Annotated in this window: 25 protein-coding genes and 1 pseudogene; 14 read left to right on the top strand and 12 right to left on the bottom strand. The window is 36.6% G+C overall.

The window, feature by feature from the left end; genetic code table 11:
- Window positions 1–121 precede the first annotated feature (121 nt).
- Window positions 122–1,729 (bottom strand): B12-binding domain-containing radical SAM protein, encoded by a 1,608-nt coding sequence (locus tag FJR37_RS18925; RefSeq protein ID WP_168466816.1) that lies wholly within the window; start codon window positions 1,727–1,729, stop codon window positions 122–124.
- A gap of 582 nt (window positions 1,730–2,311) precedes the next feature.
- On the bottom strand, window positions 2,312–3,226 hold the full coding sequence (locus FJR37_RS18920; protein WP_168466815.1) for an alpha/beta hydrolase: 915 nt from the start codon (window positions 3,224–3,226) through the stop codon (window positions 2,312–2,314).
- A gap of 380 nt (window positions 3,227–3,606) precedes the next feature.
- On the opposite strand from FJR37_RS18920, the gene FJR37_RS18915 reads away from it, so the two are divergent.
- Window positions 3,607–5,103, top strand: coding sequence for an HlyD family efflux transporter periplasmic adaptor subunit (locus FJR37_RS18915; protein WP_168466814.1), 1,497 nt, complete (start codon window positions 3,607–3,609; stop codon window positions 5,101–5,103).
- Window positions 5,104–5,169: 66 nt separating this feature from the next.
- On the opposite strand, the gene FJR37_RS18910 is transcribed toward FJR37_RS18915, so the two are convergent.
- Both FJR37_RS18910 and FJR37_RS18905 read right to left on the bottom strand, forming a co-directional pair.
- Window positions 5,170–5,772: a Uma2 family endonuclease gene (locus FJR37_RS18910; protein ID WP_371416139.1), complete on the bottom strand. Its 603-nt coding sequence runs from the start codon at window positions 5,770–5,772 to the stop codon at window positions 5,170–5,172.
- Between the two features lie 131 nt (window positions 5,773–5,903).
- Window positions 5,904–6,890 carry an ISH3 family transposase gene (locus FJR37_RS18905; RefSeq protein WP_235334917.1) on the bottom strand — a complete coding sequence of 329 codons (987 nt, stop codon included), beginning with the start codon at window positions 6,888–6,890 and terminating at the stop codon, window positions 5,904–5,906.
- Between the two features lie 204 nt (window positions 6,891–7,094).
- Between FJR37_RS18905 and FJR37_RS18900 the strand changes: the two genes are divergently transcribed.
- Entirely contained in the window at window positions 7,095–7,382 is a 288-nt protein-coding gene (locus FJR37_RS18900; RefSeq protein WP_168466813.1) for a hypothetical protein, read from the top strand.
- 176 nt (window positions 7,383–7,558) lie between these two features.
- Here FJR37_RS18900 and FJR37_RS18895 read toward each other — a convergent pair whose 3' ends face one another.
- Window positions 7,559–11,896, bottom strand: a complete 4,338-nt coding sequence (locus tag FJR37_RS18895; protein WP_168466812.1) for an NACHT domain-containing NTPase — start codon at window positions 11,894–11,896, stop codon at window positions 7,559–7,561.
- A gap of 315 nt (window positions 11,897–12,211) precedes the next feature.
- Here FJR37_RS18895 and FJR37_RS18890 point away from each other — a divergent pair, with 315 nt between their 5' ends.
- From FJR37_RS18890 to FJR37_RS18875, 4 genes are all read left to right on the top strand, one after another.
- Window positions 12,212–12,622 (top strand): hypothetical protein, encoded by a 411-nt coding sequence (locus tag FJR37_RS18890; protein ID WP_039200476.1) that lies wholly within the window; start codon window positions 12,212–12,214, stop codon window positions 12,620–12,622.
- Between the two features lie 6 nt (window positions 12,623–12,628).
- A complete protein-coding gene (locus tag FJR37_RS18885) occupies window positions 12,629–13,102 on the top strand; it encodes a hypothetical protein (RefSeq protein WP_235334907.1) in 474 nt (157 codons plus the stop codon).
- A gap of 27 nt (window positions 13,103–13,129) precedes the next feature.
- On the top strand, window positions 13,130–13,672 hold the full coding sequence (locus FJR37_RS18880) for a hypothetical protein (RefSeq protein WP_235334910.1): 543 nt from the start codon (window positions 13,130–13,132) through the stop codon (window positions 13,670–13,672).
- A 126-nt stretch (window positions 13,673–13,798) separates the two neighbouring features.
- Window positions 13,799–14,107: a hypothetical protein gene (locus FJR37_RS18875; protein ID WP_039200479.1), complete on the top strand. Its 309-nt coding sequence runs from the start codon at window positions 13,799–13,801 to the stop codon at window positions 14,105–14,107.
- A 77-nt stretch (window positions 14,108–14,184) separates the two neighbouring features.
- Here the strand turns inward: FJR37_RS18875 and FJR37_RS18870 are convergent, their stop codons facing one another.
- The 5 genes from FJR37_RS18870 to FJR37_RS18850 form a co-directional block, all read right to left on the bottom strand.
- Window positions 14,185–16,869: an RNA helicase gene (locus FJR37_RS18870; protein WP_039200480.1), complete on the bottom strand. Its 2,685-nt coding sequence runs from the start codon at window positions 16,867–16,869 to the stop codon at window positions 14,185–14,187.
- Window positions 16,870–17,029: 160 nt separating this feature from the next.
- Window positions 17,030–17,464 (bottom strand): DUF29 domain-containing protein, encoded by a 435-nt coding sequence (locus tag FJR37_RS18865; RefSeq protein ID WP_039200481.1) that lies wholly within the window; start codon window positions 17,462–17,464, stop codon window positions 17,030–17,032.
- Between the two features lie 37 nt (window positions 17,465–17,501).
- Complete coding sequence (locus tag FJR37_RS18860) at window positions 17,502–18,119, bottom strand: type I restriction endonuclease (protein WP_039200483.1); 618 nt, start codon at window positions 18,117–18,119, stop codon at window positions 17,502–17,504.
- Window positions 18,120–18,144: 25 nt separating this feature from the next.
- Window positions 18,145–18,360 carry a type II toxin-antitoxin system HicB family antitoxin gene (locus FJR37_RS18855; protein WP_041458210.1) on the bottom strand — a complete coding sequence of 72 codons (216 nt, stop codon included), beginning with the start codon at window positions 18,358–18,360 and terminating at the stop codon, window positions 18,145–18,147.
- Window positions 18,361–18,380: 20 nt separating this feature from the next.
- Window positions 18,381–18,551 (bottom strand): type II toxin-antitoxin system HicA family toxin, encoded by a 171-nt coding sequence (locus FJR37_RS18850; protein WP_168466811.1) that lies wholly within the window; start codon window positions 18,549–18,551, stop codon window positions 18,381–18,383.
- A gap of 137 nt (window positions 18,552–18,688) precedes the next feature.
- Between FJR37_RS18850 and FJR37_RS18845 the strand changes: the two genes are divergently transcribed.
- From FJR37_RS18845 to FJR37_RS18810, 8 genes are all read left to right on the top strand, one after another.
- Window positions 18,689–18,937 (top strand): DUF2281 domain-containing protein, encoded by a 249-nt coding sequence (locus FJR37_RS18845; protein WP_168466810.1) that lies wholly within the window; start codon window positions 18,689–18,691, stop codon window positions 18,935–18,937.
- Between the two features lie 205 nt (window positions 18,938–19,142).
- Entirely contained in the window at window positions 19,143–20,126 is a 984-nt protein-coding gene (locus FJR37_RS18840; RefSeq protein ID WP_217355332.1) for a restriction endonuclease, read from the top strand.
- Window positions 20,123–21,445: a DNA cytosine methyltransferase gene (locus FJR37_RS18835; protein ID WP_168466808.1), complete on the top strand. Its 1,323-nt coding sequence runs from the start codon at window positions 20,123–20,125 to the stop codon at window positions 21,443–21,445. The genes FJR37_RS18840 and FJR37_RS18835 overlap by 4 nt, the downstream gene beginning before the upstream one ends.
- Before the next feature lie 158 nt (window positions 21,446–21,603).
- A complete protein-coding gene (locus FJR37_RS18830; RefSeq protein ID WP_168466807.1) occupies window positions 21,604–21,846 on the top strand; it encodes a DUF2281 domain-containing protein in 243 nt (80 codons plus the stop codon).
- Window positions 21,847–21,885: 39 nt separating this feature from the next.
- Window positions 21,886–22,911 carry a hypothetical protein gene (locus FJR37_RS18825; protein WP_168466806.1) on the top strand — a complete coding sequence of 342 codons (1,026 nt, stop codon included), beginning with the start codon at window positions 21,886–21,888 and terminating at the stop codon, window positions 22,909–22,911.
- A 29-nt stretch (window positions 22,912–22,940) separates the two neighbouring features.
- The gene (locus tag FJR37_RS26555) at window positions 22,941–23,090 is read left to right on the top strand and encodes a hypothetical protein (protein WP_217355331.1); all 150 of its coding nucleotides are present in this window, start codon (window positions 22,941–22,943) and stop codon (window positions 23,088–23,090) included.
- Window positions 23,091–23,301: 211 nt separating this feature from the next.
- Window positions 23,302–23,580 (top strand): hypothetical protein, encoded by a 279-nt coding sequence (locus tag FJR37_RS18815; RefSeq protein ID WP_027404421.1) that lies wholly within the window; start codon window positions 23,302–23,304, stop codon window positions 23,578–23,580.
- Entirely contained in the window at window positions 23,573–23,836 is a 264-nt protein-coding gene (locus tag FJR37_RS18810) for a type II toxin-antitoxin system RelE/ParE family toxin (protein WP_027404422.1), read from the top strand. Before FJR37_RS18815 ends, FJR37_RS18810 begins: the two co-directional genes overlap by 8 nt.
- A gap of 47 nt (window positions 23,837–23,883) precedes the next feature.
- Here FJR37_RS18810 and FJR37_RS18805 read toward each other — a convergent pair.
- Window positions 23,884–24,105: pseudogene (locus tag FJR37_RS18805) on the bottom strand (pyrroline-5-carboxylate reductase dimerization domain-containing protein); the annotation flags it as partial.
- Window positions 24,106–24,488: 383 nt separating this feature from the next.
- The coding region (locus tag FJR37_RS18800) for an EH signature domain-containing protein (RefSeq protein ID WP_217355330.1) at window positions 24,489–25,863 on the bottom strand (1,375 nt) is incomplete at its 5' end.

The following is a 25,863-nucleotide window of genomic DNA, read 5'->3' as shown; positions in this document are numbered from 1 at the left end:
TTTACGTTAAGTTGACACCAATAAGCTTTTGCTTTACCCCCACGTTTAGAATCAAACAATCAAGCCGTTTTGAGTATAATGATATAGCGATCGCCACTTTCTGGTCAAGATATGCCTAAAGTCACAACTTCCTATGCAACGGAACTAGTGTCGGCTGTACCCCTAATGGGTTTTCAGGGGTAGACGTAGTTAGCGGATCAAATCCTAACTGCTCGGTAATACGTTCTCTAGCTAAAAGACGATATTCCCAAAAATGCTCGCCAGCAGCACATAACCCCAAATACATATTCACGAATTGGGGCTTGGTGCGGAGAATAGCCCAAAGCTGTTGCCAAAATTGACCCCGAATTTCCTGCCGTTGCCAGCCTTGCCGCCAGAACAAGTTTGCAACTAGTCGCAGTCCTTTGCCAGGAGGAAAATACATTGTCTGCTGTAGTTGGGGATTAGGTGTAATCTTAAGGCACTGTTCAAAGCAACGGCGGAGATAGTTTTTGGGTTCGTACATTCTCCAAATTGCCTCTAAATATTCTTTAGCAACTTCAACCATCGGACGGCTAGGAACAAAATTCATTAAGGAATTCTGATCTCCCACCTCCGTACCTCCAAATCCTTCTAATAATCGCTCCTCTTTTTTTAGTCTTTCCCAGAGGGCAGTATTGGGAATGGCTTGTAGTATACCTAGCATTGGTTGAGGAATGCCTGTTTCTTCGATAAAAGCTTGAATTCGCTCACCAGCACCAGTTTTTTCTCCATCAAAACCAATGATAAATCCTGCATAAATCAGTAACCCGGCTTGATTGATGGTACGACAGGCTTCTAGTAGGGGATTGCGGGTATTTTGAAACTTGCGAGTGACTTGCAGGCTGTCTTGATCTGGTGTTTCAATACCCAGAAAGACTGCGTAGAAACCAGCTTTAGCCATTAATTCCAATAGCTCAGTATCTTCTGCTAGGTTGACGGAAGCTTCAGTCAGGAAGGTGAAGGGATAATTGCGTTCCTGCATCCACGGAATTAATTCTTGTAAGAGGCGTTTTACATTGCGCTTATTGCCAATAAAGTTATCGTCCACTATAAACAGAGATCCCCGCCAACCTAAGTCATAGAGGGTTTGAAATTCTGCTAGGGTTTGACTTGGTTCTTTGGTCCGTGATTTGCGACCATATAAATTGATGATGTCGCAGAATTCGCATTCAAAAGGACAACCGCGAGAAAACTGGATTGCCATCATTAAGTAATCATCTCGCTTGAGTAAATCAAAGCGAGGGATAGGGCTTTGGGTGACATCTGGTTTTTCTAGGGCGCGAAAGATTCCTTGTTCTTCACCTTTGGCGATCGCTTCTAAAAATTGGGGAACTGTAATCTCTCCTTCATCTAAAATTAAGTAGTTAGCTCCTGCTGTTTTGGCTGGTTCTGGGACTGAGGTTGGATAAGGACCACCCACAGCTACTTTTTTCCCCATCTGCGCTGCTTTGTGAATTTGGGCGAGAAAGTCTTCTTTCTGTGCAAGCATGGCAGAAAGAATCACAATGTCGCACCATTGCCAATCGGTATCAGTTTCTTGATTAACATTGCGGTCATAAAACCGAACTTCCCAGTCTGTTGGTAGCATAGCCGCAACGGTCAGAATACCCAGTGGCGGAATAAATGCTTTAAGTCCCGCCATTTTCATAAATTCGTCGTAAGACCAAAAGGTTTTGGGAAAGCGGGGGTAAAGTAAAAGCACTTTCATTGGTGGGGTCCTCTAGTTAAATTTTTGGTTAAAATCAAATAGGGGTAGAGACAAGATAGCTCATAGCCAAGTCAGTGAGACTGTCAAAGAACCCAGATGTGTAGGGGTAAAGCACTGCTCATTGGTGTCAACTTAACGTAAAACCTGTAGCCCGCCTGGGAATGAATTCCCAGTCTAATAGCAGAAGTCATCTGAAGATGACTAAATAAGTAATGGGACAGAATTAATTGCACAATTGATTTTTCTGTTCCCAGTTACAGCGATTTCCAATCTTATGAGGTACATCTTAGCCCCCTCCCCGCAAGCGATGAGGGGGTTGGGGGTGGGGTTCTTGTTCCAGGTTTGATGACAATTTGCTGTAAGAGTTAAGAGTTCCCTCTCTCAACGAGTGAATTTAATTTTGTCCGACTACTTAACCCGGAAATTTTTGAGTAAACTTTAGTTTACTTTCGTTATTAGCCCGGAAATTCATTTCTGGGTGGGTGTGGAAGCCAACAAATAAGACATCTGTAGCTTAAGTTGACACCATTAAGCTTTTGCTTTACCCCTACACATCTGGGTTATTTGTCATTTGGCAAAAGTTTAAATCTCACCCGTGTTTAGTATAGTTGATTCTAATGGAACTACCGTAGCAGGTAAATGTTGATCCATCCAATTAACTAAATCAGTGATTACTTGAAGATAATTAATATCGTAGTGTAAATCATGATAACCTCCAGGATATTCAATTCTTAATTTATCTGGATAGATAACATTTTGATAAAATATTTCACTTCCTGCTGGCAAGGCAATTCTATCCGCACCACCATGTAAAATTAACAATGGTACTTGCCATTTTTTCGCATGATTATGAATCCAATCTACTGTGGCAAAAAACTCCGTAGATAACCTAGCAGTAGCGAGAGTATGGCGTAATTTATCTTGAGTATAGGAATCTAAGATTTTCTGATCTCGTGAACCTGCGCGGACATCCAAGCCAATATTTAAGGAAAAACGAGGCCACACCTGGGAGAGTAATTTACCTAAAACGACGCGACTCAGGGGTACTCCTACTTGACCAATGCTGGGTGCAAAAGCAATCACACCTGACAACGCAGATTTATCTTGCACATAACGAAGAGTATAATCTAAGGCAATTACTCCCCCCATGCTATGTCCTAATAGAAAAATTGGGCATCCTGGTTGTTGTTGTCGAATTAAATTGAGGAAAGTTTGTAAGTCATCACGAAATTCAGCCCAGGTATTAATGTAACCTCTTTGACCAGATGAACGCCCGTGACCACGTAAATCACAGCCATAGATAGCATATTCTTTTGGTAACAAATGGTCAACTATCGTCTTGTAAAGTCCGCTATGTCCTCCGAGTCCATGGACTATGACTAAGATTCCCTTGATTTCACGGCCAGGATGCCAACTTTGGTAATACAAATCAAGCCCACACACACCTGAAAATTTTCCCTCTTTACGAGATGCGATCGCATTGCTATGGTAAATCATAGAGTTAATTTTTTACGTTCCTATCTAGTAAGCTACTAGCTTATTAACGTATATTGTAGAGAAATTTGCTTCTAACTGTAGGAATAAATACAGATAATTTTCCTAAAAACAATCATGTTATCAAAATAACCAGAATAATTAATATAGATCCCCGACTTCTTTAAGAAGTCGGGGATCTGGATATGTTCAGTGACTTACATAACAATATTTTATATTGGCATAGATTACTATTAAACATTTAGTTATTGCCCACACCAATTCTTAATGTAGCTTCACAAAATTACCACATTAAGCCTTTTCACCTGAAGAAGTTAGTTTGATAAGGCTGAGGTAAAATTGGCATCAATCAATAAAAAAACAACTAACAAAACTGACAAATTATGAAATTTTCCCTAGCTGCAAATGCTGTACAAGCGCGTCAAACAAAAGAAAGATTTGCAAAACCAGAAGAACAATTATCCTATGAATTGGGGAAAGCTGTCCAGGAACTACCACCGCTTTATACAAGATTATTAGCAGGAACAATTAGTTTCATCATCTTTGGAACAATTTCCTGGGCGCATTTTTCAGAAATTGATGAAGTCGCCACAGCAACAGGAGAATTAATTGCTTCTACCCAAGTTAGACCGGTGACAGCTTTGGGTAATGGTTCTATTTTAGCAGTGAAAGTGAAAGAAGGCGATCGCGTCACCAAAGATCAAATTCTCATTCAACGTGATCCCAATTTTCAGCAAACAGATGTCAACCGTCTAGCAAAATCTAGTAAATTAATTGAAGATGATTTACAACGATTACAAGCTGAACGTGCTGGAGGTAAAATTGCGGGAACAATCCTGCAAGATGAACTTTTAAACTCGCGGTTATTAGACTATAAAGCCAAACAAGCAGCAGCAGCAGCAGAAGCCAAACGTCAACAATCAATTCTCAATCAAGCCAAAGTCCGTTTGAGTCGCTTACAAGAAAATTTAGCCAATGCTAAAGTCAGTTTTACCAATGTGCAAAAAAACTTAGAAAATGTCAAAAGTCTACGTTCTATGTTAGATAATAATTTATCTATTGCTAAACAACGGGAAGAAAATCTTCGTACCTTAGTTGAACCAGGTGCTTTAACTAGAGTTGATTATTTAGATGCTAAAGAAAGATTAAATCGTGCCAATGCAGATATTATCAGAAATGCCGATGAAGTTACCAAAAATCAAAATAACTTAACAGAAGCAAAAGATAAAATTGCCTCTTTAGAAAAAGACGTTGCTGCCCAATTTCAAGAAATAAATCAAGCAGAACAGGCTTATCAAACAGCCCGAAATCAAAACATCCGGTTAACCTCAGAACGTCAAAGTGAAATTCTCACCCAAATCAATAAACGCAAAGAAGAATTAGCTACCGTTGCCGGTCAATTAGAACAAGCCAAACAACAAAAAGACGGAGAAACTATTAAAGCCCCCGTTGCTGGCACAATTTACAAAATTAAAGCTACCAAAGGTCCAGTCCAATCTGGAGAAGAACTACTATCAATTTTACCAGAAGGGGAAGAAATGCTCTTAGAAGTAAAAGTTATTAACCGTGATATTGGTTTTATTAATCAGGGAATGAAAGCAAAGGTCAAAATCGCCACTTTCCCGTTTCAAGAATTTGGTGTAGTTGACGGTGAAGTATTACAAATTAGTCCTAATGCCACAATTGATAAAGACTTAGGTTTGGTTTTTCCCACCAGAATTAAATTAAGTAAACATTCTTTAAATGTCCGCGGACAAGACGTAGAATTCAATCCAGGAATGGCGGCTAATGCCGAAATAGTCACTCGCAAAAAGTCAGTTTTAACATTCATTATTGAACCCATTACTCGACGTTTTAGCGAGGCATTTTCTGTGAGATAAAAGTCACAGATTCAGGAGGTAGGGGCGCAGGGTCTGCGCCCAGTCAGGAACGAGTTTCAAAACAATTTATCCTAATTCCTCAAAAGCAATATCCTCATAAACCGACTCAATGGGAAAACTTAAATCAATACTTCGTAGTTCGATATTATCCCCCACCTGATAATTAAAAATTTCCCAATTACCGCGATCATTTTTGCGGTATAAATCAATCGCTATTTTCTCAGCATCAACCAGAACATAATCTTGCAAACTAGGATTACGACGATACAATCTAAATTTATCCCCTCGGTCATAACTGGCTGTACTGGGAGATAAAACCTCAACAATTAGACAGGGATATTGAATGGCTTGGATTGCAGTCCTATCTCTCTCGTCGCAAGTAACGCTCACATCAGGATAAACATAATCTTTTGTTTCCACAATATTTACACGACAATCGAAATTACCAACCTGACAACCACTACCCCGTAAATGACCTTTAACAATGAAAATAATATTACTAGCAATCCGTCCATGATTTTGAGTCCCCCCACTCATAGCGTAAATTTCACCATTAAGATACTCATGGCGAAGCAGTTGTTGTTCTTCCCAGACAAAATATTCTTCGGGTGTTAATTTAGGAAACTTATCTTTTACCAGTAAACCAAAAAGTTTTTCCCAAAAAGCGATTCCTATAAAACACTGATGCTATCATCAAACAATCAGTAATATAAAATACTTTTTAATTCCCAGTGTTCTAACCAGTAGATATCATATAGATAACAATTACTTATGATTGGCTGGGTAATAATTTCTTGACGCTAACCGGATGGAATATAAATGCTTTCAACGACTTGATATTTCCTCTGTAGGGCTTGAGATAAAAAAGCTAACATCTGTTTGAGTGTGAAAAGTGTGCGATAAATTAATCGACTACCCTTCCTTTTACGGCTGATTTTGAGCCATAGTAGATTCACCCAGATATTAACTAGAAGAAAGGATATTCCAATGAATAGTAATCTCAAAACTGGATTTTTGTTATTCGTCTTAATTCGACAAATATTTTTCAGACGATAACTAGTTTCAATGCCAAATCTTTTTCGATAATCTTGATAGATATAATTTAAATTTGTTTTGACCTTATAAGCAACATAAACAAAGTATTGAACTCCATGCTTTTTATGCTTTCCCTTTCTATATTTACAGACAATCCATAAATCAAATGTGACGAAATCATCTTTGTCTCTTGTAATGGTATAGGTAGTTTTATAACTTTTTTTACCCTTGAGAAATTGTTTGATTCCTCCTTTTTTTCCAGTCTTGATAGCAGGCATAAGAAAGGGGATATCTAATGCCTGTAACCATCTAATTACAGGAGTATTAAAAAATCCTCTATCCAAGTAGAGTTTTTTTACATTTATTTTGAGGGGTTCAAGTTCTGCTAATAAATAAGTAATTAAAGCCACACTAGTATCTAATTGGCGAACACCTCTTATTGCCAGAGTTACACGCTTATTATTACTAATAACGTATAAAGTGGCATAGGCGTAAAATGAATTAGTACCAGATTTAGCTTCACTTCGATATATGTAGGGTAATTCTGACGGTGTTGGTTTACCATAATAACAAATTAAATTTAAATCAATCGCTATTTTTAAACACCCCTTTTTTAATCCTAAAGGAATTCGACTTTTTAATGCTTGATTTATTTGCGCTTCTAATTCCTCAAAATTATTAATTTTATTGAGATGATATCTAATATCATTAGCTGTCGGAATATTTTTTAACAATTTAGCTGTGTTTTCAATACTGTCTCCAGTGCTGGCTGCTTTAACCAGAATCTCGAATAAAGTTTGTTGGTCACAGGCTCCTTGCGTTTCAATCGAAAAATTTTCTACTAAACACTGAATAACTTGCGTCTTGGGTTTCTGAGTCGGTTAAAACGAGTTCTTCTGTAGATTCGCCCTGCGTGGCTTTTGTTAGAGATGAAACAGTCAATTTTTTCAACCAATATGCTACACACTACATTCATCATTTCATATTTTGACCCAGTGCAAATTACTATAACTATTTCTTATGTATTTAGTATTTTATATCACATAAATGTCTATCGTATTTTGTTGTTGATGCCTGCTTCGTCTGTAGCAATAGCGTTAGCATTCCGTAAAAATCGCTCTTTGGGAAAAACTTTTTGGTTTACTGTTTACAGCAATCATTTTTTATTACCTCATCTGCGCTCAACACAAATTAAAATCGCTTTCATCAACAATACCTTGTCCTTTGGTGTTTGTGGCTACTAATGTAGATAAGCAACTAAAGGTCTACAAAATGAAGAGGGGTGCTGATGGTAGGGATTTGTTGGTGGTGATTCTTGGTGTTTGTAGGTTGTTTTAGGTGGTTTAATTAGGAGGAAGTTGAGGGAGAATTTTTGATTTTGGATTGGATGTTTGATGTCGGTCTAAAATTCAAAAACTAGCTATCTAAGTGCTGTATTGAGTACAAAAGATTTAACTTTAACACCTGATTGTGATAATTGTTCAGCTTGTTGTTCAAATTTTTCTCTTGCTTTATCAATACTAATTTTCAGTGATTTTCCTTTTCTATAATCACTTTTATCCCACTGTTCACAATAAAAACAACCAACTAAGTAAATACCATGTTGGCAAGTATTATCTTTTAAATAGCGGTTAACCAGTTGTTTTTCCATTGAAGTATCTAAATCCTTATTCCAACTACCTTTGACTTCAATAATAACTGTGATTTGATCTAATGTTTCTCCATTTGCTTTTTTAATCACAGCATCTACTTGAATATCTGTTCTTTCTCCTTTACCTCCTCCTTGCAACGGTCTTATTTCTACTTCCCTATTCAGAATAATCCCTCTATTTTTAAGATTATTTTTTAAATACCTTGCTACGTAATCAGATAGGCTATTTTCATCTTTTGGGATATAAGTAGTACCTTTAATTTTTTTATGATGAACTTGAATCAAATCTTTTATTGTTGCAGGTTGAACAATAACATTTTCCTCTTGTAATTTCTCGAAAAGAGATTTGGCTAAGTTTTGAACCTTTTGCCAGGGAATCTCATTCCATAAATCAATCACTGATGGATTTTGATCTTGCAGTTCTATGTCCAATTTTTTCAAGGTTTCAATGAGGACATTTAGAAGTTCATTACCATCTTGAACAAAACGTTTTTCTGTATTGCTAATAAGTTCAAAAATTTCAGATGGTGTAGGAGGATTCCATTCTTTACGTCTTCTGATAATTTGAGCTTCTACTAATACTCTGTTCATCCATGTTAATTCAGGTAATTCCTTACTAATTCGTTGAATTTCTAAGCAAGAGCGAGATGTTCCTCTTTCCTTGAGTTGAGTTAAAATACTGTTTCTAAAATCACTTACTTGTTCTCTATTTGTTATCTGATGAACACCTTCATAAACAGGATCTTCATTAGGTGGATATTGCTGAATCATCCAAATATATAAATCTGCTAGTTGTACTTCAGTGATATTTAAGTTAATACCAAATGAGTGACGATTAGCAATTGCTTCAAAAACCTTATGACCAAATTTTGTATCCTGTTGAATTATTGACCAAATTAATAACCAATCATCAGAATCAGCATTTTCAATTAAAATTACAGTAGCTAATACAATTTTTTGATATTCTTCTTGTTCTATAGGTAATGGATTTGAAATTAAACTCTTAGCAAATTCTTTAGCTGGTTGATATCCATATTTTAAAAGTTCTCTTAGTAATTTTTGAATGGTATTTGGTTTGAGTGATTGATTATTATTAATTTCTGTTAAAATTAGAGATTTAAAATATTCATCCCAGCATTTGGAAAATTTATCAATAGTAAAAACATCATTATATTTTTGATTCTCTTTATTAATTAATATGAGTAGAGTTTCAATAGTTTTATTTGGAGCTTTTTTATATGCTATTCCCACCAAATCATAATAATAATTATCCACTCTACCTACATTCGGATAGCTTATGATAACTGATGTCCACTTTTGCCATATTTCATCTGTCAAGATATCTAAACTCTTCGGTGATTCTTTAAGTAGTAAATAAATTGCTTTACAACCTGCTAATGCTAATATATTAAAATTGTCTGTACCTATCCATGTGTAATCAATTTCTTTTTGTTCTAAAATATATTTCTTAGCACCATTAATAATTCTTTGTTTAATTGTTTGATCTGCTTCTTTCCAACCTGGAAGTTCAGTTAAATCATGTTCTAATTCATTTCCATAGTATTTACTTTGTGGTGATAAAGTCATTTCTAGGTTTAATTGAAACCACCAATCTAATCTATCTGTGTTTTCTAAATTTTCCAAACATAAAATAACTCTTTCTTGTGGTGTTTGTTTTAATGGTAATTCTTCTTTTGTCCCTTTTTGCAAACTTTCCATCCTCTGATAATTTGCCTTCATCTTGTCAGCTTGCGATGAATTTAACTCAATAGCTTCAAAATAAGCAGTAAAATGATCACGTAATATATGATTAGCTTGAGTTGCAGTTATAACAGCATCTATCTGTTTTGCATCTTGACGGTTAAAACTCCATTCAATTAGTTGTACCCAAATTTTCTGTACTTCCTGAGATTCTGTATTTTGCAACTTATCCAACATCCAGAATAAATCCTGACTTAAAATCACTTGTTCTGTGAAGTCAGTTAGCGGGTGAATAATATCTGAATCTTTGTTTTGTTCACTAATTTCTAAAACTAAATTTTCAAGTAAAATACGTCTTTTATTATCATCTTGTAAAAGTTCAGATTGAAAGTCATATTGACTATAATCTCTTTGAGTAATTAACTTTTGGTATTCTTGCCATTGTATGAGAGCTATTTTTGAAAAAGCTTTTGCAATTCCAGGGATATCAATATTTTCCCAAGCTTTCAATAAAATTTCATTGCCAATTTTTTCAAAGGAATTACCAGATACTCTTAAACCTTGTTTTTCTAACCATTGCAGAGCTAATAATAAATCACTGGGTTGAAGTTTTGATGCAAGTTTATTATTAAGAAAACTCTGATATCCACCAAAAAAATTTCTTCTCTTAGGTGGAGTAATAGCGTTAAATAATTCTTCTGCTGTTAAGTGTTCTGGCCAAACTGCCTCTAAACTATATCCTTTAAGTTGATCATCTTCATCTTCATCTTTTTCAATATTACCAATAGCTAAAGGTTTTAATTTTAATTTCGTCTCCGAATTACCAATTGAACAAAGAGCGTTTGCGGCATTAACTCTTAAATGTATAGATTGGGATGAATCTAATGCTAAAGTTGCTAAATCTTCTCCAAGTTCGTGTACGTCACAATCTTTAGCAATATCTATTGCTTCATCTCTTACTTCCAATGACTTGCTAGAATCTTGAATATACGGACGTAGTTGTTCAGGTAATCTGGGATGTTTAAGTTTTTTGTATTGGAAAACGCTTCTTAAATTTCGACCTGTTAGTTTTCCCTGATCATAATGATTAAGTAAACTAGAAACTATCTTCTCTTGAATGTCTACATTTGTAGAGATATCACTTCTTAAAAGTACATCTGGATCTGTTTTGATAATTTCTTCTAGAATATCCATTCTCATACTTGCTAACCAAGCAGCAGTTTCATGAAGTTGAGGAATCAATTTAGATTCTGGATCTCCCTGAGAAACAATTAAACTCATTACTTGAACTAGAGGTAAATTACGCTCAGTTAAATACCATGCTGCCAAAAATTCAGCGTAGGTTTGATGAGCAAATCCCATTCTGTTACTACCACGAGAAGAAAATAATCCTGTAATAGATAAAACTTCTTTTCTGATATGATCGTCTTTAACTAGAAATTCTTGCTGATTGATGATTTCTTTACCTACACATAAATCTAGGATAACTATGTCTGAGTCAGGCATATCTACCATTTCTGTACTTGTCCATATAGCAGTTTTTCTAGCTAAAAGTAAAATGGATGCAATACGACCTGCTATAATCAAACGTTGATAAGCATTTAAACTACCTCGATATCCTTCTGCTAAACGATCTTGATTATTCTCTGTACATAATTGAAGCAAACCCTGTTTGTATAATTCTTTTTTGGAATCAGGAAAGTTTCCATTTTTTAGGTAAGTATCTGTTAAAAACTTTAATGTGATTGGATTAATAGCAAGTGGGGTAACTTCTTTATCTAAAATTTCTTGTATAAATAATTCATGATTTATGCTTTTTGCCTTCGCTACTTCAATAACATCTACTCTACGTAAAGGAGCGAGTTCATATATTTTTGTATTATCTTCTTTCCATTTTTCTTTTAATTTTTGTTCAAAAGAAATACTTTCTAACCATACAGATGTTCTGCAAGTTATCCGAAAATAAAGGCGTTCAACAGGAACATTATCTATATGCTTACATAAAAACCTAATAATCGTTGTGACAGATAATAAACCTTCATCTAAACTATCTAAAAAAAGATGTAACTTATAATTGCCATTTAGCCATTTAATAAATTTATCGCTTTGAAATATTCCATTCAATAAATCTTGATTTGAGTCAAAATCACCTAGATTAAAAAATAAACAATCATCTTCAGATGTTTCCAATTCTGTCTTTAGTTCACTAAATGCTTGATTAATTGCTGTTGTTTTACCAATACCTGGCTCACCCAATAATACTAAACAAGGAATATGGGATATAGAATTAAATGGTACAACATCAGGATTATGACCATATTCTGATTCTGGATCTTCTAAAAATCCACCATAGTCAAGCCTGATATTTCCCGTATTTATACACCAAAAGCGTTTCCAATTATACATGGCTTTTATAATTTAATTTTTAAATATCACTAGATTTAATTTTACATCAATTTGTAAAACAGTGCTTTATTGTACAAAGTATCAGTACCAATTGAAATTTGTAGTAAAGTCCTGTAACATTCATTGTCTTGTTTTTGATACTAGAGCATCATTGACCGATCCTAACTTATTATCACACTCCCTCACTGGGGGATTTATAAGAGCAATGTTTAAAAAACACCACCATGAACACCCCCAACTACAGCAGAGATAAATATGTATTAAAATAGAAAGCAATAGTTAATTGAAAACCTCAAAAATTATTGAATAAAAATAATGAACATTAAGCAGAATGTCTTAGAAGTTTCAGGATTAGAACTTACCAAGACTATCTTAGTAGATTTACAAAAGCTCGCCTCTTGTTCTGGAGAACCAATAGCATCTGTCTATGCAGATAACCTACTGCGTACCATGCGTACTATACGCGATAAATTACCATTTGATCCTTATACAGAAGTGGTAATGGCATTACATGATGCACTTGCATATTCTAATCGTTGGATTGACTATAATGCCAGTCAATATCAAGGAGTTTGTGAATTACTTACATCCCTAGTCAATCAAGAAACAATCAACAATTCATCAGTTGAAGCAGCAATTTTAACCCTAGAAAACTTAGGCTTTGATACCATACCATTTGGAGTCAAACTTGATGAAAGCCTGGATATACATGAAGACGAGGAATAATAGCAAATGGATGATAAATCTATTCCTCAACACTTTCTAGATACCTCAGTTTTACGTTCTTTGCTACTAGGTACGCAAGTCTATAAGCAGTATTTTGAATCTCAACTTACTGACCAAACGCTTTATATTTCTAATTACGTGCAGATGGAGATGAGGCGCAGTTATCTGATTAATCTTATTTCCTTCTACTTTGTGCTGCGCCTAGAAACTATAAATAATATTGGCGATGCTATTGCACTGTGGAGTAATAGATTTAAAACCAGCGAACTTAAAGCTATTTTACAACTTATTCCCCAACTTTTTAGCACCCACCAACTCAACTTTAGTAGTCCCCAAGATAAAGAAAAAGCTATCTCTATTTTAGGAATTTATATCAAACGTTTTGAACTTCTACTCAGAAAAAAGTTTAATAATACCAGGCTCTTCGGTACTTGTTATGCTAAATTATTTTTTTTAAATCCCAAGATCCTTGTTATATAAGGATTTTACATTAATTTATTGGTTATTTTGACAAATTTGGTATCAAAAACAATAAAATCCTTTATTTATATGGGTTGTGGGGTAAATAAACTCATATTTGGCATAACAGGTACGGAAGAACCTAATACCAATACAGATTCTACCACCTGTACCCGCGCCCTTGTACCGCTTACCCTTGACTTACAAAATCTGGCTGCTGGCTTAAAACAGTTTGCTGATGAATTTGGAGATGTAGAAAATTGTCGCAGCAACTGTCAGATTGACCAAGTTCTCTTAGTACAATACCGTGCAGAAATTGAGCAATTAATTCAAATTGCTGCTCAACTACCCAAAAACTCAAATACTAGAGGATTTATTAATATTGCCAATAATTTAAAAGAAATATTAGCTCAAGGAGCAACAGCCTGTGACTGCAACCGTTGTGAAAAAATTGGAGATGCTGTCATTGCTTTAAATGCACCCCGGAATATGCAACTAGAACATACTGATAATTCCTTTGACTATTTATGTCCAACAATTAATCAACCCCATTACAAACATCCTTCAGAGAGGAAAATCTTTGCCAGATGATAATTTTCTAGTAAATTACTATAGCATTTATCAAAAATAACTTTGTAAATTCAGAGTTTACTTCTGTCAACTTAATATCTTCCCCCAATGGGGGATTTATGAGGGCAAAGTTCAAAAAACACCACCATGAACACGCCCAATTACAGCTTATTACTACAAAGCCTGTGGACACCACCTACCACACCCATTCCCGAAAATTCCCCCTCAAATAATCATCCCCCAGAACCAACAGAAATCACCGAATTTCTAGCAGAAGAAATACTCTATCAACAAACAATTCCCGCCACCGAACCTAACCTCAAAACCATCTCCAAAGACCTACCAAAACAACTAATCAAAGCCCTACAATCATTAGGAATCACCCAACTTTACTCCCATCAAATCAAAGCCTTACAAGCAATTAGAAAAGGTAAAAGTTTCATCTTTGATTTTTAAACCGTAAGGGTTTGAGGTCCCCGACTTCTTAGAGAAGTCGGGGATCTGACTGCAAATATAAGTTATATAAACCCTAATTACTCCATTGTTTCATTCACAGGGAATCTATCAATTAACTGCATCGCCCGTTGAGCATTGCGCCGCAACACATCTGGTAAATTAGGAACATGAGGAATCTGGGATAATAAATCCAGAGTGCGGCGTAAAATTCGCACTACGTCCCCTTCATCTAAAGTGGTTTTCTCACATAATGCTTTCCACTCTACCCCTAGCGCCCATTGTTCCACCAAGGAAATCAAGCTGATAAAACGAGTTTCTAAACCTACAGGTAAGGCCACCCCATGACGATACTGTACCTTTAACACAGAACGGCGAATCGGTTGTAATGTTAACCAGGCTGCATCTGCTTCTGTAGACAGGTTGAAATCAACCCTAGTATCTGGGCGGGGGCTTTCTGTCACCAAAGCGGCTATTACTGCTGCTAGGTTATGGGGACCAATATTATCTAATTCTCCACTGGCTAGAACTAAACCTAACCACAATTCATTTTCACCGCGAATGGCTGCCGCAATTTCTCCTAATTTTGTGGGAACTAAGTTATCCAAACATTCAAAGAATTGCAAAATTTCAATTAAACAGAGAAACTCTTCCCAATATCTTTGAGACTGTAGTGATACCTGTTCTTGTAGGTGTTCAATTTCTGCCTCTAATTCGACACAACGCGCTCGATTTTTGAATATTTTGGCAATGTTACCCGATTTATAAATGGGATGGTTTTCTAACTGTTCTTGGACAGCAGTTAGGCGACTGAGTTGTTCTCTTACTTCTGTGGGTAGATGGTTAAATTCTTCAGGATTGGGTATGCTTTGAGCGATCGCAATGGTGCTTTCATCACCACGAATTGATTGTCCTCGTTTCAAGCTCAATTCTGAAGGTGGTATTAGCTCAGATGGAACTTCTACTCGTGGCATTTCTGCATACATATCTAATATATCTGCTGAAGTTGCCACATACCAACGGTTATTTTGCCCCAAGCAAACAAAGTAAGATGTCTCACCCACCACACTCACGGCTTTGTCAACCAGTACTACTGTTATGGGTAGGGGTGACATGGCGTTTCTGTCGTTGAGACTCAACATAGTTCCAGATATGGCAAAATCTAGCATCATTGCCAGTTGTGCCTGTCTATCTTCCTGTGCCTGTTCTTGCAAGGTTTTGAAAATTTGGCGTTCTACTTTCAAGCGTTGACGCAGTTTTTCGTATTGCATCAATTCACTTTCATCAATTGCCGCCAGTTGTGATTGAATTTGCGATAATTCGCTTTGAAATTGTCCCAGTTCTTCAAAATCTGGTTGGAGGTGCAAATTGGACATATATTGTCCAAAACTGCGTTCTATCAGTTCTCTGGCTTTTTCTATGGTGTGGGTTTGCAGCAGGTTCAAGACCATGCCGTAACTGGGTGTAAACTGACTAACTAAGGGATCAGCCTTAGATGTAGCTAAATAGGATGCTTCTTTTGCACCTTCAAAGGGGGTTTGTAATGTTACTACATAACCTTGCATATCCATCCCTCGACGACCAGCCCGCCCTGCCATTTGCAAGAATTCCGAAGCATTGAGTAAGCGGTGTCCGTTATCAGTGCGCTTAGACAAAGTAGAAATAACTGTTGTCCGAGCAGGCATATTAATTCCCGCTGCTAAGGTTTCTGTGGCGAATACTACTTTAATTAATCCCTGCTGAAACAGTTCTTCGACGAATCCTTTCCAAGCTGGTAAGATGCCGGCATGATGGGCAGCTATACCTCGATACAGTGGGGCAACTTGTCCAGCCCTGCCAGCATCGGGGTTACGGCGTAAAAATTCGTCAATTTGTTGGCGGAGGATTTGGGACTCATCATTATTAACTAACCATAAATCACCAACTTCTTCAACGGCTTTATCACAGCCCCGACGACTGAAAATAAAGTAAATGGCGGGAAGCATATCCCGTTCTTGGAGTTGGCTCAGGGTATAAATAATACCAGGCGGTTCTGGTCTACCAGCTTTGCCTTTTTCCCAATATCCTTTTTTAGCCTTTTTGACTAAGCGAGGATTAATTTTGGTATTGGTTTCATTTAATAACGGAAACAATCCTTTGGGATTACAAAAGTTAAATTCTAGGGGAACGGGGCGAAAATCGGAGTAAATCAGGTCTGTGGGCCCATGAACATGATTTAACCAACTGGTAAGTTGATCACTGTTGGCAACGGTGGCAGAAAGGGCTACAAGTTGGACACTGCGGGGACAGTAGATGATGGATTCTTCCCAGACTGTACCCCGTTGGCGATCGTTCATGTAGTGGCACTCATCTAGCACTACAGCCTCAACGTCAGCTAAGGAGATGCCAATTTGACCTATGGGCGTGCCATAGAGCATATTGCGGAAAATTTCTGTGGTCATGACCAAAATTGGTGCATCCCTATGAATGGAAGCGTCTCCGGTGAGGAGTCCAACTTGATCAAAGCCAAATTTTTCGCGGAAGTCTCGGAGTTTTTGATTAGATAACGCCTTCAAGGGAGTGGTGTAAAATACCCGTTTCCCGCGAGATAAGGCGCGATAGATGGCATATTCCCCGATGAGGGTCTTTCCTGAACCTGTGGGCGCACAGACAACTACTGAACGGTCAGCATTGAGGGAGGCGATCGCTTCTCTTTGGAATTGATCTAATTCAAAGGGGAAGATTGACCCAAGGTCAAGTTCATTAGCGAAGTCGGAATAATTCACTCAATCATAATTTACAAGCAGACTATCCACTATCATAACGTGATTCGTGGTTTGCTACGTTGACAGGAAAAGCGCAAGTTGTGAAGGTATTACTGAGCTTTTTTTAATCATTTTACTATTTCAGCAATTTTGCGGAGACCTCGCCAAGCAATTACACTGACTACTTCCGCCAAGAAGTTTGTTGCAAAATTTGATCTATTTCTTGAGGAAAAGGGCAATCATCGGGAAAAGAAAAAGATTGATAATCAGAGTTCTCTCGCAGAATCGTTAATGCGCTGATATAACATTCTATAAATATTTCATCCCAATACGGTCTTAAGCTGGGAGAGTCTTCCAATAAGCCTTCTAATTCTCGCTGACTACGCTTAATTGTTTCTGTCCAACCACGATAGTCTTGAACGTAGTCTGAATAACAAAGTTTAAGACAATGTTCTAGCATTGTGATGAGCCGATTTCGCAATTCTCGCTTTTGACTCCTTCCCAAACTTTCAATCTCCTCAATTAAGTCTTCCCAGTCAACACTATGATAATTTTGCTCTTTCAATAGATTAATTGTCTCTTCAATCCAGAGGGCGTAATCTGTTTGGGTTAGCATAGTATTTTTCCTCTTTCCCTAATTTTACACTTTTTTATCATTTTACTATTTCGGCAATTTTGCACAGAACTCGACAGGCAGATTCTAATTCGTTTTGGGTAGACAATGGGGCAAATACTCGTGATATGGCATAGTGTTGATTTTCTAGTTTGACAAACACAATATCGTCGCCATTGGTTAACATTGCAAAGTTAGGTAAATCAGTGTTGGGACTAGCCATTAAGTAAGTCAGGGTTTGTGGCAATGCTGACCACACTGATAACATGGTTTTTTTGGATTCTAAAACAATTACCCATAGGCGGTTTTGTAATACCAGTAAATCTATTCGACCCTGGAGGGTTTCTTCGCTATCAGCTATTGTTATTTGTACAGATTCTTCTGCTTTGATGCGAAAAGGTGGATCATATAAACCTGCAACTGTAAGTAATGGAGAAACGAGTAATAGCATCACCGTACTTTCTAATAAATGTCCACCTGAACGATGATAAAGATAACGTTTCCAGAGAATTTCTAGGTTTGTGCGATCATTGGGATTAATCTCAGGTAATTGATTATGCCATTCAGTGAAAAAATCCAAGCTACTGCGACTCAAGCCAAATCGTTTTTCTGCTTCAGCGATGGTGGTGATAGTTTCAGTAACGGCTAGTGTTTGCATAGTGGATTTTTTCCGATAGCTGTGTTTATATCGTCACTGCAACTTTACCAACTTCTGTTGATGGTTCGGGTATGGGTTGTCCATCTTCTTTCAAGACTTCTAGATAGAGTGCGATCGCTTCTTTAATATTTTCCTGTACTTCTGCTAAGGTGTCACCAATACTGACACAACCAGGTAAGTCAGGAACATAAGCGCCCCAGTTTGTCTGTCCACGTTCGTAGATGACTGTGTACTCAATCATTTTTTTGTTCATAATTTTGCTTACTTCCAAATTGATGAGAGTGTACCTACTGGAATATCATCACTTGGTTTTCCAGGTATAACTACGATACCTGATTTGCTTTGATGTTTGAGGATACGATGACTACCTCTGGTGCGATCTATATACCAACCATCTGCTTCCAGAATTTTGAGAACTTCTTTAACCTTCATAATTTACAAGCAGACTATTTACTATCATAACGTGATTAGTGATTTGCTATGTTGAGAGGGGTTTCTTCTAAAACATCTGCGGTAGAATGATTTAACCCACTTCACTGAATGGTAGTCAATTTACCCACAACCCGATTATGACTATTGCTGAACAGATTTATGCACTTGTCAAAACTCTTCCCCAAGAGCAAGCTGATGAGATTCTGACTTTTGCTGAATTTATCCGTGCAAAACATTTAAATGCTAACCAAACTGTTAAAAATATTGATCAGTTACCTTGGTCAGAATTTGTTTATTCACTTGCTGGAACTTGGAAAGATGACTTTCCCACTTTAGAAGAAATTCGCACCGAATCAGGACAAGACATTCTACGGGAGAGCCTTTAGATGTAGGTTTTGGTATCCAAAACCCTGATTTATTATTTTAAAGGTAATCAATTATTTTGTATTTAATTATACAATTAAATCTTAAATATTATCTTTTGCTTATTCTTTTGTCAACAGCTAAAATGCTTGTCATGCAAGCTCAATCAAACAGTATTATATGCCAAATTACGCTAGAGACATAATTACGTTACAGTCCTACGCTGCAATGTGGTGGACTGAAAGTTTAAAGGATGAAAATGCGACAATAAGTGTTATTCCTAGATTACTTGAGACACAAGAAGATTTCATTTCAATTTTACAATTGAGTAAAAAGAACCCCACGCAAGTCTTTGAGCTTGTCGAAGCAGCGAAGTTTCCAGCCAACTTATTCCTAAAACACTTAGTTGTCATTTCAGACTATGGTGGTGAACCTATTCAAAGACTGGGAAAAAGTTTCACAGATATTTTTACTAAAAGAGATCAGACGGGTAAACCAATCATGGATTATGTCTGGAGAGGAACAAATTACCAGTATGTCTTTGAGTCAATGCCCGTTAAAGGCTTAGGTAATGAAAAGCTTGATATTGATGGAAATGGTTTGCAATCAGATAAACCTTTTGACAGTCTTAAACGTGACATGACTATGATTTTGCTTTATGCCAGCACTTCTGATGTATCCGCACAAGCTGGTTTAGAGGTTTGTCTTCTGGGTTCTTTACTTGGTGATGAAGCTGGTTTAGAGCGTCATATAAAGCAAAGATATATAGTAGTTAGTAGAATAACAGGTGGTGCAAATGCAAATTCTTTAGGACAATTAGCACAAAGTTATATTGTCAAGTACCTGAAAGAAAAATTGGGAAATGAATTCAATATTACCAGTAATGGATCAATTATATTGCAGGGTTATGGTAAAAGCACTGGAATGCCTTTTGATGTAGTTGTCACAAAAGGAGGCAAAAGTGTTGGAATTGAAGTTAGTTTTCAAGTAACAACCAACAGCACAATAGAAAGAAAAGCAGGACAAGCTTCCGAAAGGCAAGCTCTTATCAACGCTGCTGGTCACAAAATAGCCTATGTTATTGATGGGGCTGGAAATTTTCAACGCTCTGCTGCTATCTCTACAATTTGCAAGCACAGCCATTGCACAGTTGCCTATTCTGATAGTGAGTTCGATATTTTAGCTGATTTTTTGCATGAGAGTTTGCCATGATTCGTTTTATTGATCTTTTTGCAGGTATTGGTGGAATGCGCCTCGGTTTTCAGCAAGCGTGTGATGTTTTGGGCATAGAATCTCAATGTGTACTTAGCTCTGAAATTGATAAAAAAGCTATTGAAACATATATACTAAACTTTGATGATCAACCGACTGGAGACATCCGAGAAATTGATCTAATACCTGAATTTGATTTCATGCTTGCTGGTTTTCCCTGCCAATCTTTCTCGTATGCGGGTAAACAACAAGGCTTTGGAGATACCAGAGGGACGCTCTTTTTTGAAATTGAAAGACTACTAAAAATTCATAAACCACAAGGTTTTATGCTTGAAAATGTCCGTGGTTTAACAACACATGATCAGGGTAGAACCTTTAAAACAATTATTCATGCTTTGGAACAACTTGGTTACGGTGTTCATTATCTTTTACTCAACAGTAGTAACTTTGGTGTACCACAAAATCGTGTTCGTATATACATATTAGGACTACTTGGTAAAAAGCCAGTAATTACACTTATGTCAGACAGAGGTGCTACTGACTCTCATACTTTTAAGAAACAGCAATATCAGCTAAATCTTTTTGATCATACTGATGCAGTTGTCAAGGTTAAACATATTCTGGAAAAAAAAGTTTCTGAAAATTATTATCTTTCAAAAAAATTTGAACAGCAACTTTTTGATGCTGTAGATGGTAAATTTGAAAAACTTCATGGTGTTCGGCTTATTGACTTTCGTGGAGGCAATTCTATCCATTCTTGGCATTTAGGTATTAAAGGCAAGTGTACAAAGGATGAGCGTGATTTTATGGATGCCTTAATATCTCATAGAAGGCATAAAGAATTTGGTGATCACCAAGATGGTAAAAGCTTAACTATAGAACAAATTAAGACATTTTTCGACCATGAAAATATCGAGAATATTATTAATTCACTCATTGAAAAAAAATATCTTAAAGAAATGAACGGAAGATATAATCCTGTAAGTGGAAATATGTCTTTTGAGGTTTTTAAGTTTCTCGATCCAGAGAGTATTTCCATAACACTTACATCATCAGATGCGAATAAGTTGGGTGTAGTCCAAAATGGGCGACCAAGAAGAATAACGCCTCGTGAATGTGCAAGATTACAAGGCTTTCCAGAGTCTTATATTCTTCATTCAGATGATAGTGCAACGTATAAACAGTTTGGTAATGCTGTAAGTGTGCCTGTAATTCAAGCAATTTTAGAGGACTTCATAGCAAATAATAGTCTCACAAAAGTAACTTTTTGTTCTCCTGCGATAGCTCCGCTCGCCGAAGGCATCGCTTCGCTTCCCTGACAATGAATCATAAATCTTAATATTGCGAGGAGAGCGATATCTTTAGCGATAATGGAAAAAATTGACCCAGCCATTTCTGGTTTCCTAATCTAATCATCTGCGATAGAATGATTTAACCTAGTTCACTGAATGGTCGTTAATTTACCCACAACCCGATTATGACTATTGCTGAACAGATTTATGCGATCGCTAAAACCCTTCCCCAAGATCAAGCTGATGAGATTCTGACTTTTGCTGAATTTATCCGTGCTAAACATCTAAATGCTAACCAAACTGTTAAAAATATTGATCAGTTACCTTGGTCAGAATTAGTTTATTCACTTGCTGGAACTTGGAAAGATGACTTTCCCACTTTAGAAAACATTCGCACTGAATCAGGACAAAGGCGTATAGTATTCTGATATAGTCTATGTATCGAAAAATTTAGATAAAAAGTTAAAATGGCAGCAAATATTACTTTTATTGAACAAAATGCCCCAATAGATGAGTATGGTCGCGCACTTTACGCTGTTTCACGCTCAATTTTAAGAGCATTAATTGATTCAATATCTGATGAAGATTTGACAGACTTAAATACCCCACTTGCTGATATTAGAATGCGACAATTCGCCAAAATAGTAAGGCTTGAACGGGATAAAGGAATGAGAGGTGATGGTTTCGAGTGGGCAGTTCATGAAGCTATTCTTGGAAAAGAGCCTAGTGTATTGAATCCACTTAGTCATGCACTAAGACGCGCATCAAAATATGTAAAAGACAGTGAGCCAACATCCGTATTATTCGGTCAAGAGCGTGCAAAGTATTTGGGATTTCTCGATGCTGTTGTAGATGAAGCAGGTACAGAGTCATATATTCTTCCGCAAGGAAAAGGGAAACCATTTAAATTTGGACCTTGGGTATCAATTGCAGCACGAGGTCATAGGGCAGAGCCTGAGTTAAACGAACGAATTAAGAAAATCTGGAAAACAGATCTATTTCTTTCTACTATTGATGACCAAAAACACTTTGCCGCTACGGTAAAATCAAATTATGCTCAACTAGAGGGCGGGCAAGGCTTACGGATAGGCATTGTCCCAGAGTCTACTCACCCACAAAATAAAACCGGGGTAACATACAGTAAAGAGCATAAACTATGGGTTGTAACACTAGCTGATCCCAATGGCTTTATGGGCTTATTTAATGATGCCTATCATGCGGTAGCTAGGGCTGTATGTAAACTTGGTAAACAAGAGCAACCACCATATTTTATTAAACCGAGTGCAAAAGCCCAAAAAGTTCAAGAACAGTTAGAAAAATATCCAGATGCAAAAGCCACTGATATTGAAGATGCTCTGAATGAAGCAGCACAGCAAAACTTAGTTACCAGTTCACATAAGCTCGTTAGTGTTAATGCTCCAGATTGGCTTCATATAAAAGCAATGGCACCAAAAATAATTTCTCCTAAACCAAAGTTTATTAAGCTGGATTAAACCTCCTGCTTGTTTATGGAGATGCTAAAATGACTGTACAGTTCAGAGAAAAAGCTTTGATGGCTTATGAAACCATGCCATTGAATCAAAAAAATAAAGTTTCTCAGTTAATAAAGCAGCTAGATGTCAGTAACTCACACCAACTAAACTCTGATAGACTCGATAACACGGATACGTGATTGGTAAGAGTAGATGGAAGTGTGCGGCTACTATTTAAAAAAACAGATCAGGGTTTTTTGATAATTGATATTATTGATCGTAAAAAGGAAGATTATTAGTGATCACACTTTTTCCTTATAAGTTTGATATCAACAAATGTGATCAATAGATTGAATAACTGCAACATTTCCCAACAGCTAATTTAGCAATTTTAGAAAGTGGAGGTAAACAATGAATACTATGGATAATTCCCCAACTTCAGATAGATCATCAGAGATTTTAGTATCGGTGACAGAGTTACAGAATCAGCTTAATGAATTACTCAAGCAACTATCACCAGAAAGATTGCAGGTGTTGGCGGATTTTGCTGCTTACTTAGCAAATGCTGAAAGCGAAGCTGCAACCCAAGAACTTTTAGCAATTCCTGGATTACTAGAACGAGTTAAGCAAAATCAAACAACACCTAAAACCCATTACACAAACTGGAGAACTCTTCGATCTGATGTATGAAGTTGTTCTCCATCCCGATGCCCAAAAGGTTTATATTAATGCTGATAAAGCCCTAGCAAAGAAAATTGCCCGATGTTTGCAGCAGCTAGAGCAAACCCCTCAGTCGCATCCTAACATCAAAGCTCTCAAGGGAGATTATGCAGGGTACTATCGCTACCGAATCGGCGACTACAGGGTCATCTATTCGATAGAAGATGAAGTGGTGCAGGTATTTGTTGTGGCTATCGCTCATCGGAGCGAAGTATATGAACAGTAAATGTGAGTTGTGATTTTACTGGTAGATTGGATCAACAACCTCACCTCTTACCCTTTCCCCAATTCCTGAGCGCGTTCTTTCGAGGCTTTGACGGCTTCAATGATAGCGGAACGAAAACCGGCTTTTTCTAAGGCGCTGACACCGGCAATGGTTGTACCACCAGGACTGGTAACTTGATCTTTAAGTTCGGCGGGGTGGATTTTGGTTTCTTGTATCAGTGTGGCTGTTACTAAAACCGTTTGTACAGCTAGTTGTTTAGCGATCGCTCTCCCAGGTTTACTAAAGTAAACTGGGGATTTTTAGTCATCTTCAGATGACTTTTGCTATTAGACTGGGAATTCATTCCCAGGCGGGCTACAGGTTTTATGTTAAGTTGACACCAATGACCACTGCTAAACCCCTTGTATCGTAATAAGGAGAGAAAAGAGTAAAATCTTAACTCAAGATCAAGCTGATGAGATTTTGACTTTTGCTACAAGGATTTTTTAAATGTATTGACGTTAGGATAAGGGTTTTAGATTCTAAACTACCTTTTACTCGAAACGCTTATGTATGCTTATTTTTGCCGTTTTTGCCAAAAATTATCAAGGCTCTTATTTTGGCTAAGGTATTGACTTTAGAAGAAATTTGTTAATGCCAGTATTTTGAAGATTTAAATACAACAACCAGTTCTTCTACAGTATTCATTAGCTTCCCGTTCTAAAGTATCAATATCCCTTCTCCATCTTTCCAGTCTATATGATCGATCTCGTAATTGTTCTGTTGTAGGTTGTCTGGGAGTATTGCTATTTAAATTAGGTATAATTCCCTTATTTTGTAACCAATAATGGGAAAATACCTGCCAAAGATATTCATGATCGTGTTTTTCACCACCTAAACAACGAATACATTTAACTGAAAGTTGAGATTGATTAAAAAGTATTTGTTGATTTTTAGAATTGTTTGGTAAAAGGCGTGTTTCACTACCTTTCCCTCTAAAGAACTCTATTACTATCCAATCACCAAAATCAAATATACAAACTTCTGTAGGTTCACTACCATCATTTTTTAAAACCTCAATATCTCCTGTTAGCTGATTACCAATAATTTGTAATGAAGATTCAGGTAAAAGAATCCGCATTTTCTCAAATCTGTTACTGTATTCACTCCAAAAATCTCTGCGTCTGCGTAGTCTATTCTCCTCGAAGTCTTGTAATGTTAATCTATTTAATATGAGGTTAACTAATTTGTAGAAATCACTATAGTTAATTGCTCCAATTAAATTTCTTAGTTTCTTTCTAGCTAGTTCTGAAAGTCCTAACCAATTTTCACCACTTCGATAGTTTTGACTAAGCCATGATACTAATTGACTATGTTTATTGGCGATATTTTCATCAATATTGATTAATAAATCATCAACGGCTGTAAGTTGCTGTAATTTAGACATTTCTTGCAAACAACTTAATAACCAACTAACTTGTTGATTGCTAGGATTATTGATTGTACAGAAATGTGGTGTTATATATTCTACAAATTGATTAAAAACTGAAATCCATACAGGAATATCTGATTTAATTTCATTGATAAATTCTGCACGATTGAAATTATATTCACAGGCTATTTTAGCTAATTTTCTACCCGTATTTTCACTATTAATTACTAAAATTACTTTTACCTTTAATAAGGTTTTAACTTTCTCATTATTGGCAAAAACAACAAAAGAATCAACGAGAGATTTGGGTAAAACCCGTTCTTTTTGACCATTGCAATATAGAGCTAAACGCCATATTAGTTGATGTTGCAACCAAGAGTTAGAAATTGCTACCTGCCAAATTGCAGAAGATGTTGATTGGCTACGATTAATATTTTGATTATCCCATTCCTCTTTGGCAGAAATACAATAAATCCACTCTAATTGACTAACTTGATCAGCTTTTCCATGTTCAATAGCTGCTAAGACTTTATCAACGGTTGGGATAGAAACTTTTACATCTGGTAATGTACTTGCTAACTTCATCATTCCTTGAGGTAATACCTGGGGTATTTCG

This window comes from Aphanizomenon sp. UHCC 0183 (assembly GCF_009712065.1).
In the GTDB taxonomy this organism is placed as follows: Bacteria; Cyanobacteriota; Cyanobacteriia; order Cyanobacteriales; family Nostocaceae; genus Dolichospermum; species Dolichospermum heterosporum.
The sequence above is the reverse complement of the archived record's forward strand: the minus strand, read 5'-3'. Positions and strand labels throughout refer to the sequence as shown.